Origin of the sequence: Chryseobacterium sp. JJR-5R, assembly GCF_034047335.1 — a bacterium.
Classification (GTDB): domain Bacteria; phylum Bacteroidota; class Bacteroidia; order Flavobacteriales; family Weeksellaceae; genus Chryseobacterium.
Genome location: NZ_CP139137.1, coordinates 2,529,430 through 2,546,266 on the forward strand (window position 1 = coordinate 2,529,430; position 16,837 = coordinate 2,546,266).

A 16,837-nucleotide genomic window follows, 5' to 3' on the forward strand; every position below is an offset into this window, starting at 1 on the left:
TTTTGATTAAATAATGTAATGTCTTTTCCTCTAAATTCCCATCAATTCATTCACTGGTACAAAAATATCCGTTTTAAATGAATTATGCATTAAATAAGAGATGAATTTCTTAAATGATGCAGAAAATCACGTTTTTGGACTTCCTTTAAAAAAAGTTCCGGGCAAATCGAAGATTTGCCCGGAACTTTCGGTGTTATTTATAATCAGAAAAGCATTGGGTCACACTACAACTGTCATTATGATTTATTTCCTGAAGATTTTGATTTAAGCAGCATAAAAGCAAGTCCTAACCCAAGCCCGGCAAGTGCAGCCATCCTTGTTTTTCTGGATACTGCCGGGAGGATCGTTTCTCCATAAATTCTGTGGGGGTTCGGTGAAGGCTGTAGGATATTCCCGGTATCAGACGGTGCATTTTTAAGCTTCATCATCAGCCTCATGCCTGCAGAAGCAGTATTAATGACCGGTTTAGGAAATAATTTATAGGCCGTAGTAAGGATTTTTGACATGGCATCCGGGAACGTTTCTTTCCGCGGGTGCTTGGCCAGTTCCACAAACTTGGCAGCCGTGTCCCGCGGATCTGCTGCAAATGGTGGGACTTTAAAATCCAGCCCTGAAAATTTAGCCGAATGCATATTTCCCGTAGAACGCTGGATCTGCGGATAAACGTTGCAGATATGGACATCAGGAAAATCTGAAATCTCCCCGTGAAGGCATTCCATCATCCCGCGGATCCCGAATTTTGTCGAGGAATACACGGCACTGTACGGAGCCGGCATAAAGCCCCCGATGGAAATATTATTGATCAGAATACCTTCTTTCTGGTTTTTAAAGATCGGCAGTGCAGTGTATGCTCCGTGCATATACCCGAAAAGATTGGTTTTAATTACCTGCTCGTTCAGATCCATCGGGATTTCTTCAAACTTGCCGCTTGCCATTACCCCTGCATTATTCACCCAGATATCTATCCTGCCGTTAAACTGCATGGCTTTATTGGCTAAGTTCTGCATCTCGGATGCAACGGATACATCAGTAGGGACACCCAATGCTGCCACTCCCAGATCCCTGCACAGGGCAACGGTTTCGTCCAGCGCCTCTTTGCCTCTTGCTGCCACAACAACCGTACAGCCTTCCAGGGCAAAAGCTTCGGCAACGGCCCTTCCTACTCCACTGCTTCCTCCTGTAATGACCACTGTTTTTCCTTCAAGGGTTCTTTCAATACTATGGTCTGATTTCATTTTGCTAATATTTTATTGGTTTGTATTTAGATTAACCTATTATTATGCCACAGGGACGCTTTGTATTTAATCTTTTGATTAATGGTAAAAAGAGGTTTACTGCGGTCAGGATTATGGAATTGCCTGATAAAACAGGCATCGTAAAAAAATCCCCTTGTTATAAAGGGGATCTGATTTAATGTATTATTCGCCGAAGGTTACTTTGCTGTCGAAGAGCAGCCTTCCGTTAAAAGGTTCGCTCCAGAAGATTTCCACATAATCGTCGTTACGGTGTATGTTGGCCATCACGACTTCATGCTCACCGGAATCATCAATCCGTTCTACCGTAAGGTCTGAACCGATCCCGATTTCGTCTTTACGGAACTGCAGCTTATAATCTTCCGCGTCGCCTTTTATAAAATCTTCTTTTCTAAAACTTTTTTCTGCCATGATGTTATTCTTTTATGTGTAAGAGATATACAGAATAAACTGTGCCAGAATTAAAAACTATTAAATTTTATTAAAAAATCTTAATTTTTCTTAATCACAAAGGTATATTTATAAATTGGCACAATATTTTAATAATGATAAGTACTCATGTTTAATTTGAGTTTTCATGGTTATTAGTTTTTATCCTCAGATCCTATCTGAGGATTTTTTTATGAATTAATATCGAACTCTGTTTAACTATATAATACCTTTAAGAGGCTATGCATGTACATCTGCCGGGCCTAAGCGATCAATAAGAATTTATTTTTTGAATCTGTTTCACAGGACGTTTATGTAAATAAAAAAACAGCCTGTGAAAGCTGTTTGTATGTATCTTGTTTAATGAGCAGGCAATTTATAAAAGTACACTATACTGCATATGCCCCTTTGTTCTGGAATACATTGATTCCCTCCACCTTATTGTTCATTGTATTATAAATCATTTCTACCGTAAAATGGGAAACTTCGTACAGCACATATTTTATTGTATTGATTGTTCTTTCATTCATCACACGCCCCTGGTTCATCACCAAACTGCACTGATCCTGATCCGGCATATTTTTAAAATCGTAATAAGAAATATTCATAGCTGCTGTATTTTAACACTTTCTTTTAGATATACACAATTTCTTTGCCAACTTATGTTAAAATGATTAATTATTTATGTTCTTAATAAAAATAATCCATTATCGTATTATTCTCGGATTTCTGAAATTTCACGGATCATCCTGAATGTAATATTAATCCCCGGTTCCTGTATATTTTCAGACTTTGACATGCGGTGCTCCCAGTGTATCTGCAGGCCGCCTTTCATGATCAGGAGTGAGCCATGCTGAAGCGGCAGGCTGTATTTCTTTTTGCGGTCATCAAATTTCCTGAAATCAAAATCCCTCACCTGCCCCAGGTTTACGGAAGCCAAAACCGGACAGTCCCCCAATTCACTTTCTTTATCCCGTTTCCACGCTGCCGAATCATTTCCGTCGCGGTATAAATTCAGCAGCGCAGTATTAAAATGGTATCCGGTAGCTTTTTCAATCTTTTTCTTCAGATTCAGCAGTTCGGGGGACCACTGATTCACCATAAATTCATTTCCCCCAAGATGATAGGATTTGCTTCCATCGCCGTACCATGCCGTTAAGCGCGGAGCCCGGACCTCCTTATCGTAAGTCTTTTGAATATTCTTATCCTTCTTCCAGGGCGTGGCATCCATGAGTTTCTGCAGGAGCTTGCCGGCTTTTTTCTCGTCTAAAAAATCTGCGGTATACTCCAGCAGTTCTTCGGGGAAACGGTAATATTCATCTGGATTAAATAAGGTCAACTGATTCATCTTGCTTTACCTTTATTTTTGCTTAAGATCTTTATTAATTTGTTTTTCGGCGTTTTTTGCTCTGTCTTCCTGGGCTTCTTTTTCCTTCCGCTGCTGTCTCCGGGTCTTCTTTTCAGCTCTTTTTTCCTGACGGATTATTTTATTGGTCTTCTTGTTGTAGACGGCATCCAGGATTCCCTGCCCCTTTTTGCTGAAAATTTTAATCTTCGGCTTATCATGGGTACCGGTAACCACTACCGGGAATCCGATAATTCCGCCCGGCAGGATCCCGATTCTTATCCTGAGGTCAAGAAGACCGTTAAAACTGGATGTTCCGCTTACCGTAGGCCTCAGGATCGAAACCTTAAAGGTAAACTTATCCACATGGATCAGATTGTTTTTGATATGGGTTTCGATATTCACGCCTTTCATATCCGGATCATTGAATGCTTTTGACCCCAAATTGTCGCCTACTGCAGAAAGCATCTTAAGATTCTTTACTTCTACATCCCTAAGATTTACTACGCCGCCTCCTTCAAGGGACGGATAGATAGGCTTCATGTTTTTATCAAAGTCGCCTTTCAGCTTATAATCTATGGAAACAATCCCTTTAACATCTTTTGCAGCCGTTGCCATTTCACGTACCATATCGATCTCTTTATAAGCACGCTGGACATTAAAATCCAGTACTTTAAGCGCCACGTCATAATTGGCTGTTAACGGAGATTCATTCTGGTACCTTGCATCAATATTCATCCGGCTTCCGATAATATCGAAAGAGGTGTTTTTAAGGTACACCTGTCCTTTTTCCACTGCTGCATTTCCTTTGATGTGGTTTAATCCAAGCCCTTTAAACTCAACCTTTTTTGCATTTACAGTTAAAGCAACATCAAGATTATCAGGGACAATCACAACACCGCTGCTTTTCGGGTTCTCTACTTTTGCATATTCCACATCTATTGATTTTTTGGAATTATCACCGTTCTTCAGGGCCATGAATTCATCAATCAAAATATAATTGGAGTTCAGCCCGAATTTTCCGTGAAGCGTTCCGCGCCTTTCAATAAAATAATTAATGGTGTTTAAAAGATAACCGTTCAGTGCAAAATCAGATTTTCCGTAGGTGGCAAAAAACTTCCTGAACCACATTTTCTCATTTTCAAACTGGAAATTCCCTTCTTTGATAAAAAATGACTTCGGCAGGTATTCTGTGGTTGCCTTTATGTTCTTTAAAATCAGGTTACCTTTATTATCGAGCCTGCTGTACTGTCCGTTCGTAGCGTAGCTCTGTCTTCCGTTCAATGAAAGGTCGGCCATGATCAGGCCGCTTACATCAAATCCTTTCTTCGCAAAAACCTTATAAATCCTTCCGATATTCAATACCCCTTTTGCGCGGACTTTGTATAATACGTCCTCAAAATTCTGAAGGTCTGCATTGATAAAGACCGGATTGCCTTCAAAATCAAATTTAAAAGGATTCAGTTTCACTCCCAGGCTTTTGAAAGTACCGTCGGTATTGACAATATTGGCCACCATGCTGATATTCTGGATTGCATTCGGATAGTATTTTGTTTTCAGCCAGCCGTTCTTCAGGTTGAGGTATCCGTCGGTTTTTGGGAATAGTTTCTTATCAAGGCTGAAAATCCCTTTCGACTGAATATTGGTATCCATCATCCCTCTCACATCAATATCTTTAAGCCCCAATGCCTGGTCCAGGGTCTGCAGGTTTACGGCTCCTTTGATATTGGCATTTACCATCATTTCATTCAGCCCTTTGGTCTGCACTACTGCTTTAAAGCTGTTGTTCGCGCCCAGGTCAAAGCTCAGGTTCTTAAGATCGATCCCCAACTGGTCTGTATTCAGGGAAGGAAGGTCAACATTCAGGTTCATATTCAGGTGGTTCATCGGCACCGGTGCCTTTCCGTTGGAAACGTAGCCGTCCTGTATAAACAGCCTTGCATTTAACCTGGGCTTCAGGTTTTTGGGTTCGCTGAACCTGCCTTTCAGGCTGAAAAACAGATCACTGTTGCCTTCTATCTTGGTATCTTTTGCCCAGTTCAGGTATTGGGGCGGCAATACGGAGATCATATCCCGGATGGTTGTTTTTTCCGAAGCGGCTTTGATATCAAGGTTATAACCGTCTTTCAGGATACTTACGAAACCCGTAAATTTCAACGGCAGGTCATTGATCCTGAGCTCGTTTTTCCTCAATACAAAAGTTAATGCGTTGGTGTTGATTCTCGTAATTAGATCTGCATGAAGCGTTTTCTGTTGCGCGTAATAAATCCGGTTCAGGCTGAAATCAAGCTTGTTGATATCAAGGTCGGTTTCAAGATCGAAAATATCTTCACTCAGCCCTCCCTGTCCGGTATAATTAAGTCCTTTGGCATCCACCAGAACCCGGGCTGCATGGTCGTTGTATCTGATATTCCAGTTCTTCAGCTTGATAAAATCAAGCTTTATGGAAGGGCCTGCAGCGGCAGTATCTTTAGGCTTTTCCGAAGGTTTTGAGACATAGACATTGTAGTTGGCCTCTCCTTTTGTATTAACGAATACATTGGCGTAGGCATCGGTAACGTATATCTCATCTATTTTCACCTGCCGGTCGAAGATCAGGTTTTTCAGGTTGATCCCTACGGAAACTTCCCTGGCTGCAAGCAGCGTATCATTCTGGAACGGTTTGGACCCCTTCAGTAAAAGATCATCCACGGTAACGGTAAGCGACGGGAAATGCCTGAAAAAAGTAAGATGCGTCTTGCGGTAATCCAGCTTGCCCGCCAAGTGCTTATTGGCAAATATCTTCACTTGTGAGGAGATGGTTCCCGGGAAAAGAATGGGCAAGATAAACATCAGAAAAAGAATGGATGCTAGAGAAATCCCCGTCCATTTGAGGATTTTTAATATGATGTGTTTAAATTTTTTCATCTCCGGTTATTTTTGAAATTAACTCTTTACAGTTATCTAAAATCAAGCCATTGCAGTAGAGATCCAGGCCCCGAAGTACCACACACTGTAAGTATTGTTTAAAAATGAGGCAATTGGCACAGTTTATTCATAGCTTCACCAACCCCATAAAAAATACAGGTATGAATTATCAGGAAGCTGTAAAGCATAAGAAAGAATCTTTTAACAATGCAGATGAATCTGTTTTGAAACTGTTCCACGTTGTGATTACCCCGGCCAATACGGATGAAAGCGCAAAGTATATTGAAGATTTCCTGAAGGATCCGGAATCATTTACGGATGAAAGCTGTAAGGAATACTGCTCAGACGGAAACTATGAAGTGGTAAGCTTTAAGAAAGAAAAAGACGGCGAATAAAAAGGTTTATGCTGTCTGAAAACCGGCAGCTAGATACGATTCAATATATGTTCAAGTTCTGCAATAAATTCTGCCTACGCAGGATTTATTTTTTTACAGGCTTCTTCTGTCTCATACCACTCCCACCGGTCTACCTCCGGGATTTCCAGCTTCTTTCCGGAGCGCGGCGGCCAGTCTATCAGGACGGTATTGCTGTATAAACCGGACAGTTCCAGGTCACTTTCCAGTGCCCAGGCATGCACTGTCTTACCGGATTTCTGTTTTACCGGCTGCAGCGGGATAAAATTCCCGTTGATATTTTTCCCTGTCTCTTCTTCAAACTCAATAAGGGCCCGATCCAGCAGGTTTTCCCCTTCTAAGGCCTCGCCTTTCGGGACAGACCATGCGCCCAGGTCTTTATTCTTCCAGAACGGACCGCCCGGATGCACCAGGAAATAAAATATTTTCCCGTGTTCTCTTTTGAATAATAAGATGCCTGCGCTTGTTTTCATGTTGGAATAGTGCCTGGAGTTAACCGTTTTTGATCAGGGCATCCAGCCGGGCCATCATTTCGTCTTTCTCTCTAAGCATGCGCTCGTAAAGGGAAATTTTTTCTTCATGAATCTTTATGATTTCTGCAATTGGATTAACATTATAAGTACCGACAGAACTGGCAAAAAACGCTCCGTTATGAAATGTATTTGAAATTACATTGATGGCCTGTTCTTCATCAAAATTCTGAAAAGCTTCTACCGGAATTTTCATGACTTCGGAGATTTGCTTTAACAGAGAATCATCAATAACATCCTTTTGTTCCATTATGGATATTTTTTTCTGATTCCAGTCTCCTCCGAGGTCGAAGGCTAAAGCTTCCTGCTTGATGCCCAGCATTTCCCTGAACCGTTTGACGTTGCGTCCCTGATGTATTTTCTGTTCCATGTGTTTTTATTTTTATCAGCCGTAAATATACGGTGGTTCCGTTAAAATCCGAAAGGTTGAAGTAAAAATTATTCCGGTAAAAATCCCGATTTTTATGACTATAATATCCGGGCAGGAATTGAATATCTTTTCTCAGCAGCCGTACTTTGCACAAAAACATATCCATATGAAAAAAAGAAAAACAAATTTTGAAGCCGATTTCTGGGCAGGATATACCGGCGGATGCCCGCTGCAGCTGTTCGATGCATTTTTCGGTAAACATTCTTTAAGCGAAGCCAAAGGGCTGCTGTTTTCCATGATGGAATATCCGGTGAAGAAAAAAGTACTTTCAGAAAAAGATCCTTCCGTGGTCTTTTATTTCTATCTGTCGATGCGTTCCTTTATCCGTGCCGGCTTCAAGATCAGCCTGTTGCAGGAGAAATACAAGTGTACACAAACTGCGGAATATAATCCGCAGGCCATGCAGGGAGCATTGTCGGATAAAGAATACGCTGACCCTTTCCTGGTATTCCAAAAGGCTTTTAACGGGTACAGCCTGAAGGAATTTGATTTTTTCATCACCGGGATTGCTTATTTTTCGTTAGGGCCTTACGGAGACTACCCTGAAGGGAACAGCATATCACCGTTCCTGCACCTGCAGAAAATGCTGGATGCCGCAAAGGTGATTCTTGAACGGCGCATAAAGGATGAATAATGTGTCATGTTACCTTTCTTTTGATGAAGAGTTCAGATAGTTAAAACAGGGTTGTTTGTAATTTCCTGCCATTGCAGAAAGTCTCCGGCAGGTTGCGGGAAAGTTCCTGCAGGTGCGGTTTGTTTAAAACAGAAGTGTTTGTAATCTCCGGAGGGCTCCGGAAGTCTCCTGCAGGTTGTGGCAAAGCTTCGGAGAACTCCGTTTGTTTAAAACAAGAGTATTTGTAATCTCCGGAGGACGCTAATGGCACATGAATTCGGATTAGCTTTTGAAGAAAGTGCATCAAAAAGTTAATAATTAATAGGCAATTATGTATAAGAAATGTTTGTTTGGCAGTTCATCGGTTCTCAATACATTTTTCTCCGCTATGCTGCGAAAAACACTCGAACTGACGAGGCGATTGATTGAATGGCAAACTTTGTACATCGTCACTTCGAGTAGCTTTTGAAGAAAGCCTATCGAGAAGTTAGTGAATTGAAAAGTTTCAGTTTATCTTAAAAGTATTGTTTGGGAGTTCACCGGTTCCCGATACATTTTTCTCCGCTACGCTGCGAAAAACACTCGAACTGACGAGGCGATTGATTGAATGGCAAACTTTGTACATCGTCACTTCGAGTAGCTTTTGAAGAAAGCGTATCGAGAAGTTAGTGAATTGAAAAGTTTCGATTTATCTTAAAAGTATTGTTTGGAAGTGCACCGGTTCTCAATACATTTTTCTCCGCTACGCTGCGAAAAACACTCGAACTGACGAGGCGATTGATTGAATGGCAAACTTTGTACATCGTCACTTCGAGTAGCTTTTGAAGAAAGCGTATCGAGAAGTTAGTGATTGATAGGCCTTAATGTATAAGAAATGTTTGTTTGGAAGTTGTGATTAGATTCTCGATAATCACGATTACATCTGGAACCCGGTGAGTAATACTGATGAGGGTTAACCACATAAAAAATTCAGCCTTTATCATCAAAAGGCTGTGTAATGTATCCCAAAAAAATTAAAAAAATATAAAGAAAACTTCTGTCAAGCTTCTGCCATCACCGGCTCAGTTTCCGGATCCGGTTTCTTGAACTTCTGGAATAAATAGATATTCCAGAGGATCATTTCATAGCCGTAAGCCGTATCTTCAATAGGAATGGTGAGGATCCTGATCCCGAGGAATTCCGCAGGATTGTAATTCACGATCGGAGATTCAAGGCCGGTACCGGTAAGGATGCCGTTGACCATCAGGAAGCCTGGCATCAGCATCAGGTATATAAAGGAAGCTTTGCCGATCCATCTTGATTTTAAAACAAAATACAGCATAAACAGGGTAAACGCCGTGGTGGCCAGAGTCATGGAGGTGTATATTTTTTCACGGAAATAAACAGCCCCGATTACGGAAAGGATCATTGCTACGATGACAAATATCTTTTCGGGAAGCGGCTTCCAGTCCAGCTTAAAAAATTTATTCAGGCAGAAATAGGTGAAGATGCATGAAAAAGGGATACAGAAAAAGAAGAGTATTTCTTCAATGGGAAGGTCTAAAATCCTTAACCCGACGAGGTAACGGTCATTGAACCACCATACCCCTATGCTGGTAAACCAGGCATCCCAGATGATGAATACCAGTGCTACGATGAAGGAAGCTTTCAGAAAAGCCCCGAAATGCCTGTTGAATTTCAGCTTATGATGAAACGAAAAAATAAAGCAGACGATAATGGTAAAAAAGTTAATCAGCAGGTAGGTATAAGGCAGCATGGATTATTTGTTTTTATTAAAGTACATCTGAAAATATTTCACGGGTACCCAAAGAAATCCGAAACACTCGCCTTTTTCTTTGCCTGTATGCTTATGGTGCTGCTTGTGCGCACGGCGGATGGCTAACAGGTACGGGTTCTGGGTGTCCCGAAGCACTTTGATCCTTTGGTGAATGAAGATATCATGGACGAAAAAATAAGCCATCCCGTACAAAGTAATACCTAATGCAATGTAGAACCAGTGGTTAAAGCCCTGGACTGTTCCGTAAGCCATAAGAAGGATGGACGGAAGCGCAAAGATGAGGAAGAAATAATCATTCTTTTCCATAGGGCCGTCAGTGCTGTGGTCATGGTGGTCTCTGTGCAGTGCCCAGAGAAATCCGTGCATCACATATTTATGGGTCAGCCAGGTTATCCCTTCCATCACAAAAAAAGTAGCTGCTACAATTAGAAAATTCATATTAACGGTTTAGGATGTAAATTTTATCTATAAAAATGAAGTCTTGTACTGTACATAGCTGCTCATCATCAGGGAAATCTTGGCACCGTTGGATATCCTGATCCTTTCGCTCAGAATGGCATTCGCAGATTTTCTTTTGATCTTCCTGAACAGGGAAATATAATACCGGTAGGCCAGATAAACCCCGAACCGTGCGGAAGGCGGGAGCTTTTTGATCCCGATCAGTGCCTGCCTGAATTCTTCTTCAATTTCCTTTTCAATAGAGGATTTTACGTTATTATCAAACAGGGAGAAATCAAGGTTCGGGAAATAACTGCGTCCTAAGGTATGGTAATCGTCTTTCATATCCCTTAAAAAGTTCACTTTCTGAAATGCGGACCCAAGCACCATGGCATACGGCTTAAGCCTTTCAAACTGTTCCTTGTCCCCGTTAACGAAAATCTGAAGGCACATCAGGCCCACCACTTCTGCCGAACCCAGAATGTATTCCTTGTAAAGGTCTGAATTATAATCAAGCTTCTGAAGATCCATTTCCATGCTTTTCAGAAACCGGAGGATGAGCTTTTTATCAATAGCAAACCAGTGTACCGTTTCCTGAAAAGACTGCATGATCGGGTTCAGGGAAATACGGTCTTCGAGTGCCTGGAACGTATCTTCCTTGAATTTGGCCAGCAGCCTTTCCTTATCATATTCATGAAAGCTGTCTACAATCTCATCGGCAAGCCGTACATATCCATAGATGGCATATATAGGATTCCTGATGCTGGAAGAAAGGGCAAGGATTCCCAGCGAGAAACTGGTACTGTACTGTTTTGTTGTCTCTTTACTTACTTTATAGGCGAGATCATCAAATAGTTTTTTCATATCAATTTATTTTGGTGGCTTCGTTTGCAGCTATTTTTCCGGAGATGATGGACGGCGGTACGCCCGGACCGGGAACGGTAAGCTGCCCCGTGTAGAAAAGGTTTTTTATCTTTTTGTTTCTTAATGACGGTTTTAAGACGGCAGTTTGGGAAAGGGTGTTGGCAAGGCCGTAGGCATTCCCTTTATAGGCATTGTAATCTTCCTGGAAATCTTTGACGCAGTAGCTTCTTTTATAATCAATTTTCAGCAGAAGATCAGATGCGCCGGTATGCTTTTCCAGCCTCAGCATCATTTCCATGAAATAACGTTCCCTGATCTCTTCGGAGTCTTCAATCCCCGGTGCTACGGGCATCAGGAGAAATACATTCTCACCATGCTCCGGCGCTACGGAAGGATCTGTTTTTGAAGGACAGCATACATAGAACAGCGGCTTGGTAGGCCATTTTTTATCTTTATAAATTTCTTCGGTATGAAGCTCCAGGTCGTTTTCAAAAAACAGAGTATGGTGCTTAAGGTTTGGGATTTTTTCCTTTATCCCTAAATAATAGATCAGACAGGAAGGCGCAAAAACCCGTTTTTCCCAATAGTCTTCGTCATAGTTCCTGTATTCTTCCGGAAGCAGCTTAGATTCGGTATGGTGGTAATCTGAGGAAGCAATAATCACATCAAAATCAATTTCCTCCCGGTTAACCGTTAATGATGAGGCCTTCTTACCTGCCACGTTGATTTTCTGTACATCAGCATTCAGATAGACCTCTGTTCCGTGGTCTTCTGCTACCTCTTTCATGGCATCAATAATTTTGGAAAACCCGCCCATCGGGTACCAGGTTCCCAGCTTATAGCCCCCGTAGTTCATTAAACTGTACAGTGCGGGTATGTCTTTGGGTGCGGCTCCCAGGAAAATCACGGGAAATTCCATAAGGACAATTAATTTGGGATGGGTGAAGTATTTCCTTACAAAACGCTGGAAGTTGGTCAGGAGATCAAGCTTGAATGCACTTTTGGCGATCTTGGGAGACATGAACTCAAACCATGAATAACAGGGCTTATTGACAAAATCCTTCATCCCCACTTCATATTTATACTGCGCATCGTTCATGAATTCATCCAGCTTCTTCCCTGCACCCTTTTCGGTTCTTTCAAAAAGGGCCTTCATTTCTTCATAATTCTGCGGGATGTTCATGGTACTGTCTGAAAATACCATTTCAAACTGCGGATCTAAAGGGACAAGGGTATAAAAATCGGCAGCGGATTTCCCGAAATCATTGAAGAACGATTCGATGATATCAGGCATCCAGTACCAGCTGGGGCCCATATCAAAGGTATAGCCATTGTCTGTTTTAAACTGCCTGGCCCGTCCGCCCACCTCGCTGTTTTTTTCGAAAAGGTGAACTTCATGTCCTTCCTTTGAAGCATAGGCAGCTGCGGACAGCCCTGAAAATCCTGATCCTATGACCGCAATTTTTTTCGCCATTTTTAATTTGTCTGGTTTTTAAATGAATACTCCTGGTATACCGTTTTTATAAGTTCTTTATTTTCTATGTTCCTGGAATAGATCGCATGATGAAAACGGTCCAGCTTATTCAGGATACGGATCAGCTCCATTTTTTCAATGTAACTGAGGTCTCCAGTTATAATATCTGTTGCTTCCCGGATTCTTTTCATTTGCCTGTCCAGTACATCCATGCCTTTTTCCGAGATGCGTACAATCCTGTTTCTTTTATCAATCTCAGATTCTTCCTGGGTAATCCAGCCCTGTTTCAGCAGCCTGGTGATAATAAGCATGCCTACAGGCTTATCATGAATATTTTTCTTAATAAGCTCCATTTTCGTCATTTCGCCGAAAGCTTTTAGGTTAATAAGATAGATAAAGTCTTCCTGAGTTGTAAATTCAGACTCTGAAATAACAGATTTAGAATATGTTTTTGCATAACGGTTGAGATGTACAAGCAGCGTGCTGATGGTACTTTCAGCGCTTCTGCCGTTTTCTTTTCCTTCCCAGTACGGTTCATCTAAAATTGTACCACCTTTTCTGTTTTCAGTGTCACATACCCATTTTTTAAAACCGTCTATATTATTAGGATAGGAATCACCTTCTGTATGCTTAGCCTCAAACTCTTCCAGAAGCCCGATGATCTCTTTTATATTCTGATAATCCATTAATAATTTACGTTAGTATACAAATATACTTTTTATTTGGATTCCGTGTATATTAATAAACTTATTTTTAAAATTTTTAAATTTAGATTAATTAAGGCACGCATCTTGTAAGTCTATTGGTACACCAATAAAAAAAATATTATGAACAACGAAAAAACTGTATCAGTACTAAACGATTTACTAAACATTACCAACGACAGAATTGAAGGATTTTCAAAAGTTGAAGACAAAGTTTGGGAAAACCATTCCGGATTAAAGAATGATTACGATCAGATGGTATCACAGTCGCAGACCATGAGGTCTGATCTTGTAAGATTGATCAGCGAAAAAGGAGGAGAAGCGGATAATACAACCAGTACAGCAGGAGCAGTACACAGAGCGTGGATCGACATTAAGAATTCTTTTACAGGAGATAATGCAGAATCTACCCTTGAAAACGTTGTATTCGGAGAAAAGGCAGCCATTAAGGCTTATGAAGATGCTTTAGAAAGCGGGGATCTGTGTCCTGAAAGTTCTCAGGTAGTTTCGGATCATTTGCATCATTTAAGATCTTCTTATGCTAAATTCGAAAATTTAGAAAAGGTCAATTAATCAATAATTATCCCCTAAGGATAATTTTAAAATAAGGGAGCTCTCGGGTTTCCTTATTTTTTTGTGCAGTATAAGAGTTTGTTTAAATTTAGCTGAAAGTATACTATTTCGCAGATCAAAGGCAATTACGCAAACCTGAATACTAATAGAAAAACCTGTGAGTCTGCGGGTTTATATTTCAAAATAAGATTTAAATCTGCTACACAGTATAAGGTATAATTCTTAAACAGGCTCTAAGAATTGGCAACCTTTGTTGTTTTCAAAGTCTGTAAAATTTGCCCAGATTATTCGTTCCCGAATTTCTTAACACGGATCTTTTTTTCTTTTACTTTGATAACAAACGGTTCAAGGCTGACTATTTTTCCTGCTTCTATCTTTGCTTCTGAGCTGTTACGTTCCACATACGTATTGGCAGGAAGCGAGTTTTCATTGAGCTCAATTTTATAACTCCCGGATTCCAGGAAAGAAATAAATTCACCGTTGTCATCCGTTACCACACGCTGTAAAAGTTCATCCCTTTTGTAAATATTGAAGATAATGCCTCCGATCTTGGGGTCAAAATCCAGTGCTGTTTTTGCGTTGAATTCGTAATCTATTTTTCCCTGTATAGTTCCGTTCTGGTGCAGAGGGATCTGCAGGGCATAGTTGTACCTGTTCATATCAATTTCCGCTTCATTGTAATACCAGCCTTTCTGTATGATCTGTTTCAACGCATATTTTCCGTAAGGAAGCCCTTTATAATTAAGCTTCCCTTTGCTGTCTGTCCTGAATGAAATGGTATTGAGCATGACTAAGTATCCTTCTGCCGGCATATCCCCGTTATCAAAAACTCCGTTATTGTTGTTGTCGTAATAGACAAAAGCGGCTATGTTCCCTTTATTGCCCGGATCCAGGGTATTTGATTTAAGATTCAGGGTAACGCCGGCTTCAACGGTAAGGAGGTTGTTGTTCAGTTCCCTCGAAGAATAGTGGAACCAGGATGTATTGAGATAAAGGCCGTACAGCTTGCCGGAATACTTCAGGTTGATAAACCCGGACGGCGATTTTCCGTACAGGATATCATCGGTATACGTGAAGCCTGAAGTAGCCGCAAGTTTCTGATCAAAAAAATCCTCATTCACAAATGCTGAAAAAGAAAGCTTTTTATACGGGTTATTTTGATTGAATATTTTTGAGAATGCATATTCAGACAGGAAATAGCTTCCGTACTGATACATGAAATTGAAATTAAGCCATTTGTAGCTGTAATTACCGGTGGCTTTCATCTGGTATTTCATCTGGTCGATATCCGGATACTGAGCCAGCCCGGCTTCAATCCCCAGTACGGAAGAATGCTTATGGTTTGGGCTGGACCACGTCATATAATCTGTGATCCTCTGTGCCTTGAGCTGTTTGGATTCCCGGTTGATCCCGGTGTCGAAGAAATTATTATACGTATTGGATTTTTCATTCTGGTACTGGAGGCTGAGCGCATATCCTACGTTCCCTTTCTTCGGGAAATTGATTCCGGTATCTACCCTGGTGGTATTTGATTCTAAATTATTGTCATAAAAATAAAACTTAGGGGAAAAATCTGAAATCAGGATATTCGTATACATGTTATAGTCCTTGATGATGCTGGTGGAAATATTCTGCTGGATCTGCAGCATGCCCCGCCTGTTTCCCGGGTAATAATCCGTACTGTAAAAATAGTTCCCGTTAACATTAAACTTATCAATAATCCCGGAATACTGTGATTCCACAGCCAGCGAAGGCTTGGTGACATGTATGTTATCATATATGCTGAGCCCGCTGTATACTTTTGCCATCATATTCCAGTCTTTATTAAAGGAATACTGCATATCGGTTCCTAAAAGGCTATGCCTTGCATTTTCATAAGGGTCATTTCTGAAAACATAGGTTGCCGACATATTCCGGGCCGCATTCTGCATGCCCATACTGCCCCTGGCGAAAAAGCCGTAGCCGTATTTCAAAAATGAGTTCCTTTCCACCAGGCTGAAGGTCTGGTCTACAAACCCTACTTCAAGCTTTTTATCTTTGTCTGAAGATGTTACCGCATATTCCGCACCCCTGCCGAACATGGACATTTCCATGATTTTGCTGATATTTCCCAGCGTATATTCGCTGTTTTTCCGGTGATAGGTAATATAGGTGTTGGTAACTACAGGATCACTCTGGTTGTTCATGGTATAAATATTCCCCCTGAGAAATACATATCCTGAAGGAAGATTGAATCCCCCGGAACCGATAAGCTGATACATATCCAGGTTGTCTCCTACCCTCCTGTACCCTGCCGTAATGCTGTTTTTTTTATAGCTGGAAAACGAATTGTTCTGAAGATCCTGGTAACGCTGCGTAGAGGCCACATTCTGCACAGATACCGATGCATTACCGAATATTTCTTTTTCCGGGTCCCTGAACCCTGCAATATCAACGGAAAACTGTGAGCTTTTTGCCAGCGGGCCGGAAGGCATGAACCGGAATACGAATACAGTGTCTTTTTCTACGGCAATGCTTCCCTTTTTTTCAATAAAAACATTTCCCTGTGCGATTTCCGGAATTTTAAAAACAACGGTAACTTTCTGCCGCGTGTTCCCGAGGTTGGAAATCCTTGCCCTCACTTCCAGGGAATCTTTTATATTATTGATAAACAGTACTGGATTTTCTGCAGTAATCCGAAGTGCATTGTTTTCGGCAACATTAAATGAGATGGATTTTTCCGCAACCATCCGTTCTTGGGAATCCGTCAGGTCAAAGCTTATTTTTTTCTCCCCTGCTGCTGCATTATTGTTCACAATCATTTTTACCGGCATGAAAATACTTTCGCCGGCATCCAGCTCCGCATCAATTTTTCCGGCTGAAACCGCTCTCAGGCCCTGCGGCGCATGAATGGCGATCTTACCTTTAAACGGCACGGCATCATTATTTTTAAGGACGACGATCAGGTCGATGATGTTGTTTTCCGGTATCCCGGATTCACTGCGGACCTCCATGCTTACATCAGGAATACCCTGTGCAGGAATGATGATAAAAGCGAGCGGTATCAAAAAAACAAACGCTATTTTTCTGAGAAGGTCGTAGTGCATT

Annotated in this window: 16 protein-coding genes; 3 read left to right on the top strand and 13 right to left on the bottom strand. The window is 41.2% G+C overall.

Annotation, left to right across the window (positions count from 1 at the left end):
* Nucleotides 1-236 precede the first annotated feature (236 nt).
* The 5 genes from SD427_RS11180 to SD427_RS11200 form a co-directional block, all read right to left on the bottom strand.
* Nucleotides 237-1,235, bottom strand: a complete 999-nt coding sequence (locus SD427_RS11180) for an SDR family oxidoreductase (RefSeq protein ID WP_320557877.1) — start codon at nt 1,233-1,235, stop codon at nt 237-239.
* Nucleotides 1,236-1,418: 183 nt separating this feature from the next.
* On the bottom strand, nt 1,419-1,664 hold the full coding sequence (locus tag SD427_RS11185; RefSeq protein WP_320557878.1) for a glutathione synthase: 246 nt from the start codon (nt 1,662-1,664) through the stop codon (nt 1,419-1,421).
* Between the two features lie 407 nt (nt 1,665-2,071).
* Complete coding sequence (locus SD427_RS11190; protein WP_320557879.1) at nt 2,072-2,290, bottom strand: hypothetical protein; 219 nt, start codon at nt 2,288-2,290, stop codon at nt 2,072-2,074.
* Nucleotides 2,291-2,397: 107 nt separating this feature from the next.
* Entirely contained in the window at nt 2,398-3,030 is a 633-nt protein-coding gene (locus tag SD427_RS11195; RefSeq protein ID WP_320557880.1) for an alpha-ketoglutarate-dependent dioxygenase AlkB family protein, read from the bottom strand.
* Nucleotides 3,031-3,042: 12 nt separating this feature from the next.
* Entirely contained in the window at nt 3,043-5,934 is a 2,892-nt protein-coding gene (locus SD427_RS11200; protein WP_320557881.1) for an AsmA-like C-terminal region-containing protein, read from the bottom strand.
* Nucleotides 5,935-6,095: 161 nt separating this feature from the next.
* Between SD427_RS11200 and SD427_RS11205 the strand changes: the two genes are divergently transcribed.
* A complete protein-coding gene (locus SD427_RS11205; RefSeq protein WP_320557882.1) occupies nt 6,096-6,329 on the top strand; it encodes a hypothetical protein in 234 nt (77 codons plus the stop codon).
* Nucleotides 6,330-6,403: 74 nt separating this feature from the next.
* Here SD427_RS11205 and SD427_RS11210 read toward each other — a convergent pair whose 3' ends face one another.
* Entirely contained in the window at nt 6,404-6,820 is a 417-nt protein-coding gene (locus SD427_RS11210) for an NUDIX hydrolase (protein ID WP_320557883.1), read from the bottom strand.
* Between the two features lie 19 nt (nt 6,821-6,839).
* On the bottom strand, nt 6,840-7,247 hold the full coding sequence (locus tag SD427_RS11215; RefSeq protein WP_320557884.1) for a helix-turn-helix transcriptional regulator: 408 nt from the start codon (nt 7,245-7,247) through the stop codon (nt 6,840-6,842).
* Nucleotides 7,248-7,413: 166 nt separating this feature from the next.
* Here SD427_RS11215 and SD427_RS11220 point away from each other — a divergent pair, with 166 nt between their 5' ends.
* Entirely contained in the window at nt 7,414-7,941 is a 528-nt protein-coding gene (locus SD427_RS11220) for a hypothetical protein (protein WP_320557885.1), read from the top strand.
* Nucleotides 7,942-8,959: 1,018 nt separating this feature from the next.
* Here the strand turns inward: SD427_RS11220 and SD427_RS11225 are convergent.
* Genes SD427_RS11225 through SD427_RS11245 form a run of 5 tightly spaced genes read right to left on the bottom strand, consistent with a single transcriptional unit; the run spans nt 8,960 to nt 13,159 of the window.
* Nucleotides 8,960-9,676: a lycopene cyclase domain-containing protein gene (locus SD427_RS11225; RefSeq protein ID WP_320557886.1), complete on the bottom strand. Its 717-nt coding sequence runs from the start codon at nt 9,674-9,676 to the stop codon at nt 8,960-8,962.
* 3 nt (nt 9,677-9,679) lie between these two features.
* Nucleotides 9,680-10,135 (bottom strand): sterol desaturase family protein, encoded by a 456-nt coding sequence (locus SD427_RS11230; RefSeq protein ID WP_320557887.1) that lies wholly within the window; start codon nt 10,133-10,135, stop codon nt 9,680-9,682.
* Between the two features lie 27 nt (nt 10,136-10,162).
* On the bottom strand, nt 10,163-10,999 hold the full coding sequence (locus tag SD427_RS11235; protein ID WP_320557888.1) for a phytoene/squalene synthase family protein: 837 nt from the start codon (nt 10,997-10,999) through the stop codon (nt 10,163-10,165).
* Nucleotide 11,000: 1 nt separating this feature from the next.
* The gene (locus SD427_RS11240) at nt 11,001-12,473 is read right to left on the bottom strand and encodes a phytoene desaturase family protein (protein ID WP_320557889.1); all 1,473 of its coding nucleotides are present in this window, start codon (nt 12,471-12,473) and stop codon (nt 11,001-11,003) included.
* Nucleotides 12,474-12,475: 2 nt separating this feature from the next.
* The gene (locus SD427_RS11245) at nt 12,476-13,159 is read right to left on the bottom strand and encodes a MarR family transcriptional regulator (RefSeq protein ID WP_320557890.1); all 684 of its coding nucleotides are present in this window, start codon (nt 13,157-13,159) and stop codon (nt 12,476-12,478) included.
* 141 nt (nt 13,160-13,300) lie between these two features.
* Here SD427_RS11245 and SD427_RS11250 point away from each other — a divergent pair, with 141 nt between their 5' ends.
* Complete coding sequence (locus SD427_RS11250) at nt 13,301-13,750, top strand: PA2169 family four-helix-bundle protein (protein ID WP_320557891.1); 450 nt, start codon at nt 13,301-13,303, stop codon at nt 13,748-13,750.
* A gap of 284 nt (nt 13,751-14,034) precedes the next feature.
* On the opposite strand, the gene SD427_RS11255 is transcribed toward SD427_RS11250, so the two are convergent.
* Nucleotides 14,035-16,836, bottom strand: coding sequence for a hypothetical protein (locus tag SD427_RS11255; RefSeq protein WP_320557892.1), 2,802 nt, complete (start codon nt 16,834-16,836; stop codon nt 14,035-14,037).
* Nucleotide 16,837: the final 1 nt, after the last annotated feature.

What these genes read in the sequence shown, in the direction of transcription:
- SD427_RS11255 (WP_320557892.1), bottom strand. Translation starts at nt 16,836, where the DNA reads ATGCACTACGACCTTCTCAGAAAAATAGCGTTTGTTTTTTTGATACCG.
- SD427_RS11250 (WP_320557891.1), top strand. Translation starts at nt 13,301, where the DNA reads ATGAACAACGAAAAAACTGTATCAGTACTAAACGATTTACTAAACATT.
- SD427_RS11235 (WP_320557888.1), bottom strand. Translation starts at nt 10,999, where the DNA reads ATGAAAAAACTATTTGATGATCTCGCCTATAAAGTAAGTAAAGAGACA.
- SD427_RS11230 (WP_320557887.1), bottom strand. Translation starts at nt 10,135, where the DNA reads ATGAATTTTCTAATTGTAGCAGCTACTTTTTTTGTGATGGAAGGGATA.
- SD427_RS11185 (WP_320557878.1), bottom strand. Translation starts at nt 1,664, where the DNA reads ATGGCAGAAAAAAGTTTTAGAAAAGAAGATTTTATAAAAGGCGACGCG.
- SD427_RS11190 (WP_320557879.1), bottom strand. Translation starts at nt 2,290, where the DNA reads ATGAATATTTCTTATTACGATTTTAAAAATATGCCGGATCAGGATCAG.
- SD427_RS11195 (WP_320557880.1), bottom strand. Translation starts at nt 3,030, where the DNA reads ATGAATCAGTTGACCTTATTTAATCCAGATGAATATTACCGTTTCCCC.
- SD427_RS11220 (WP_320557885.1), top strand. Translation starts at nt 7,414, where the DNA reads ATGAAAAAAAGAAAAACAAATTTTGAAGCCGATTTCTGGGCAGGATAT.
- SD427_RS11245 (WP_320557890.1), bottom strand. Translation starts at nt 13,159, where the DNA reads ATGGATTATCAGAATATAAAAGAGATCATCGGGCTTCTGGAAGAGTTT.
- SD427_RS11240 (WP_320557889.1), bottom strand. Translation starts at nt 12,473, where the DNA reads ATGGCGAAAAAAATTGCGGTCATAGGATCAGGATTTTCAGGGCTGTCC.
- SD427_RS11180 (WP_320557877.1), bottom strand. Translation starts at nt 1,235, where the DNA reads ATGAAATCAGACCATAGTATTGAAAGAACCCTTGAAGGAAAAACAGTG.
- SD427_RS11215 (WP_320557884.1), bottom strand. Translation starts at nt 7,247, where the DNA reads ATGGAACAGAAAATACATCAGGGACGCAACGTCAAACGGTTCAGGGAA.
- SD427_RS11200 (WP_320557881.1), bottom strand. Translation starts at nt 5,934, where the DNA reads ATGAAAAAATTTAAACACATCATATTAAAAATCCTCAAATGGACGGGG.
- SD427_RS11225 (WP_320557886.1), bottom strand. Translation starts at nt 9,676, where the DNA reads ATGCTGCCTTATACCTACCTGCTGATTAACTTTTTTACCATTATCGTC.
- SD427_RS11210 (WP_320557883.1), bottom strand. Translation starts at nt 6,820, where the DNA reads ATGAAAACAAGCGCAGGCATCTTATTATTCAAAAGAGAACACGGGAAA.
- SD427_RS11205 (WP_320557882.1), top strand. Translation starts at nt 6,096, where the DNA reads ATGAATTATCAGGAAGCTGTAAAGCATAAGAAAGAATCTTTTAACAAT.